The organism is Gemmatimonadaceae bacterium (assembly GCA_035633115.1).
Taxonomy (GTDB): Bacteria; Gemmatimonadota; Gemmatimonadetes; order Gemmatimonadales; family Gemmatimonadaceae; genus UBA4720.
Genome location: DASQFN010000057.1, coordinates 1 through 3,867, shown reverse-complemented (window position 1 = coordinate 3,867; position 3,867 = coordinate 1). Strand labels below are relative to the sequence as shown.

Genomic DNA, 3,867 nt, shown 5'->3' with positions numbered 1-3,867 from the left:
TCGGCCATACGGCGCGAGATCTTGCCGAGCTGACCCGGTTCGGCTTGGTTCAGTCGTTGCACGAGCACATCCCGTTCTTCAAGAACGCGAATGCCAGCCGCTTCGAGCGCCCGACGGGCAGCGCCTCCGTCCACGAAGAGGGGGCGACACCGATGCCGTTGACGACGAAGGCGCCTCCGCCCTCGACGCTCACCCCGGCGCGGCCCAGCGCCTCGCCCATCTCGGCCAGCGCGCCGGGTCGGTTCTCCAACTCTATGGTTAAATCCTTCATGGTCTCCGCCTCCATCGTTGGTGTATCGTGGTTGCTAGAATTAGACAAAATACTCTTGATGTCATGGTTGCCCAAGCATCACAGTCAGTCACAAACGCGCCTTCGTGTCGCACCCCAACGCTGGAATTGAGCGGCGCGGGGCGAACCCACAGATATCGTAATTAGAAAAACCTCGCTCACTCGCCAATCTTCTACCGTCTCGAGCGGTAACCGTCTTTTTCTGCCGGGTCTCATCAGTTACAATTCAGTCTGACTCTTGTTGGAGTTAGCCTAACCGCACGTTACAACGACGCCCCTCTCCACTGACACGCTGCTCGGTCATTACAAGATACGTTCAGCGCTGGGAGCGGGCGGGATGGGTGAGGTGTTCTGGCAGAAGACACCGAACTTGAACGTCTGGTCGCGCTCAAAGTTTGCCCGTCGAAGTCTCGCAAGACGACGAACGTATCCGCCGTTTCGTGCAAGAAGCAAAGGCGGTTTCCGCTCTCAATCATCCGAACATACTCACGATTTATGAAATCGGCCAGACGGACGGCTCGCGCTTCATCGCCAGCGAGTTTATTAAAGGCAAAACACGAATAATTAGTGAGATTTCGTGTAGTTTAGTGGATTGTCTTGCCGTATCCTCCGCTATGAGACACGTAGATCTGAAGAGATACCACTACCCTGACTCTAATATAGTTCCAATTGACTGCCTTAATATCGAGAATCCCTGATTTGGAATCAAGGATCTCAGTGTTTGGCTTCCGGGTTATGGGGTTAACCTCAGTGGAGGAAAGATAACGTGGAGGAGGAATCATGAAGCTTATCGCAAATTTGCTGACGGCTCTGGTGGCGCTCTGTCACATGGGATTCCTGACGCTCGAGATGTTTTTCTGGGATCACCCGGTTGGTCGAAAGATCTTCTCGATGACACCGGAAGTCTCTGCCTCATCCGCAACGCTAGCAATGAATCAGGGGCTGTACAACGGTTTTCTGGCTGCCGGCCTAATCTGGGGAATCTGGAAAGGGCGGCGCGACATCAAGCTCTTCTTCCTGGTCTGTGTGGTGATCGCCGGCGTCTTCGGGGGGATCACGGCCAAGACCTCAATTCTGTTTACCCAGGCGCTCCCGGCATTGATCGCGCTGGCGTGCGTTCTGCTTGCCACGCGCGAGGACGGCAATTGACTTGTCAGTCCTTGATCGTCGGTATGGGGACGAGACTCACGCTAGTGGATCACCTTGTCTCATCGCGAAGACTTGCTCAGCCTGGGCATCGAAATTGCCGAGGCCGACGAGCTGTCCGCCTCCATCGAGCGCCGCCTGGCCCGAGATAAAGAGAAAATCGCCGGCACGGTAGCCTTGCGCGAGACGAAAGGGTTCGTACGGATCCGGGTCCACCGAGATTTTCGTTACCTTCATATTCATTCCTCATCAGCGCGGCCGCAGGGCGAGCTTGCCGAGGTAATGTCCGTCGAGCGCGCGGTGCGCCTCTGCAGCCTTGTCGAGTGGAAAGGTGCGGGCGACGTGGACTTCAAACGGGCCGGCCTCGATCAGGCGGTTGAGCTTGCCGATCGCCTCCCGATCGGGCACGACGTCGTAGCTGCTGAGGCGCACGCCGGGCGGGGCCTTCAGCTCGGGCATCACGCCGTTGGGGTGGGCAACCCGGCCTCCGTCGCGGACTGCTTTCAGCGCTCGATTAGCCGCTTCACCGCCGGCAGTGACGAGGGCGGCGTCGAGACCGTCGGGGGCAAAGTCGCGCGCGGCAACCGCCACATCGCCTGTGTGCCCTTCCACGACGACGTCGGCACCCAGCCGCCGGGCAAGCGCCACGCCGTCATCGCCCGAAGCCACGGCCAACACGCGGGCGCCCATCCGCTTGGCGAGCTGAACGGCCAGGTGTCCGATGCCGCCGCTGGCGCCGAAAATCATCAGGTTCTCGCCCTGCTTCAGTCCCAATACCTCGTCCAAGCCGCGGAGCGCGGTCAACGCATCGCTCGCCATGACGCCCGCCTGCTCGGTCGTCAGCTTGTCGGGAGTGTGCGAGACGTTGTCGGCTTTCACCGCAGCGTACTCGGCGTAGAACCCGCCCTTGGGGTTTGTGAGGGCAGCGGCGTACACCCGGTCGCCTTGCTTGAAGCGGCTGACCTGCTCGCCGATAGCGGCAACCGTGCCCGCTCCATCGGAGCCGAGCACATAGGGAAACTTCGCCTCGATTCCGAACATCTGGGCGAAGCCTCCCTCGCGCTCGAAAACATCCCACACCGCCACGCCGGCCGCCTCGACCCGGATCAGGACCTCGTCCGGCCCGACCTCGGGCACGGGCAACGTTTGCAGAGTGATCGTCTCAAGACCGCCGAATCGGTCGATGGCGGCGGCTTGCATGGTTTGCGTTGACAGTGTCACAGCTACTCCTTCCTTTTCATTAGCTGAATGCGCATCAAAAGTTAGGCGGCTTTCTCCTGAGCTGGTTTTATGCTTTCCAGTATCGCTTCAACATCGATAGTAATTTCCACTTCGCTGCTGACAACGATTCCTCCTCGATCCATACGATCTTGCCAACTGACCCCAAAATCATGGCGATTGATCCTGGTTGTTGCCAGAAAACCGGCGCGCGTCCTGGGTCCTTGATCAACGCCGTCTTCCCACCACGGCGTTTCCCACTGCCCCAGATAGCTGACATTCAACGTGGCCTGGCGTGGCACTCCTCGAATCGTTAAATCCCCGGTGAGCGCGTAGTCGTGCTCGCCCATGACCTCGACTTGATTACCCGTGAAGGTAATCTCCGGATGATTCTCCACATCAAGAAAGTCTGCGCTGCGGAGGTGGTCGTCGCGCTCCTGCACTCCAGTCCAGATTCCCTTGGCATCAATTTTTACTTCGACAGAAGAATTGCGCGGGTTGTCTGGATCAAACTCAAGGGAGCCGTGTACATTCTTGAAATGTCCGCGCACCCAGGTCACCATCATGTGCCGCGCGCGAAACTCGGCTGCGGTGTGTCCAGGTTCAAAAGTCCATTTAGCCATGTTCGAGCCTCCGTATTATTGGTTCCGTTGTTTCTGCGTCGCCGGACTTGAGCCGCCGCCCTCCAATAGCATCCAAGCAACGAAGAACAAAGCACCATGAAAGGAGTGCTATCGGGCGGGCGGCTCGAATTAACTTGTTGGGCGGCATTGTAAAGGACATCTTGGCTACAACGTAACACCAGCCCCACTCTTCGCCCGCCTCGAAAGATTTAATGACGGGATGGCCCGTCGCGCGGAAATGCTTCGTCGCGTGTTTGTTCTTCGACGAATCGCAGCAGCCGACTTGGCCGCACGTTTCGCACAAACGCAGATTCACCCAAGTGTCCCCCGCCTTGAGACAATCCTCGCAGCCTTGCGCGCTGGGCGTGACTTCCCTCACTTGATCGAGATGTGTGCATTCACCAGGTCTCATATCTTAAAAGCGTGCAGCATGAGAACGCCGAAGACCGCGACGGCGAGCAGAGAGGCGGTGCGCGAGACGGCATTGTTGATGCCTGAAGCGACCCCGGCGTGGTGCTCCTCGACAGCGCCCATCACCGTCGTCGTCAGCGGCGCGACGCTCACGGTCATCCCGATGCTCATCACCATCAC

Annotated in this window: 6 protein-coding genes; 1 reads left to right on the top strand and 5 read right to left on the bottom strand. The window is 58.5% G+C overall.

Annotation, left to right across the window (positions count from 1 at the left end):
• Window positions 1-49: 49 nt before the first annotated feature.
• Window positions 50-286: a hypothetical protein gene (locus VES88_07370; GenBank protein HYN81304.1), complete on the bottom strand. Its 237-nt coding sequence runs from the start codon at window positions 284-286 to the stop codon at window positions 50-52.
• Window positions 287-1,069: 783 nt separating this feature from the next.
• Here VES88_07370 and VES88_07365 point away from each other — a divergent pair.
• Complete coding sequence (locus VES88_07365) at window positions 1,070-1,438, top strand: DUF1304 domain-containing protein (protein ID HYN81303.1); 369 nt, start codon at window positions 1,070-1,072, stop codon at window positions 1,436-1,438.
• Window positions 1,439-1,474: 36 nt separating this feature from the next.
• On the opposite strand, the gene VES88_07360 is transcribed toward VES88_07365, so the two are convergent.
• The 4 genes from VES88_07360 to VES88_07345 form a co-directional block, all read right to left on the bottom strand.
• On the bottom strand, window positions 1,475-1,672 hold the full coding sequence (locus VES88_07360; GenBank protein ID HYN81302.1) for a hypothetical protein: 198 nt from the start codon (window positions 1,670-1,672) through the stop codon (window positions 1,475-1,477).
• Between the two features lie 12 nt (window positions 1,673-1,684).
• A complete protein-coding gene (locus VES88_07355; protein HYN81301.1) occupies window positions 1,685-2,656 on the bottom strand; it encodes an NADP-dependent oxidoreductase in 972 nt (323 codons plus the stop codon).
• Window positions 2,657-2,697: 41 nt separating this feature from the next.
• A complete protein-coding gene (locus VES88_07350) occupies window positions 2,698-3,276 on the bottom strand; it encodes a YceI family protein (GenBank protein HYN81300.1) in 579 nt (192 codons plus the stop codon).
• A gap of 408 nt (window positions 3,277-3,684) precedes the next feature.
• Window positions 3,685-3,867, bottom strand: a 183-nt coding sequence (locus tag VES88_07345; protein ID HYN81299.1) for a hypothetical protein, incomplete at its 5' end; no start/stop codon positions are given.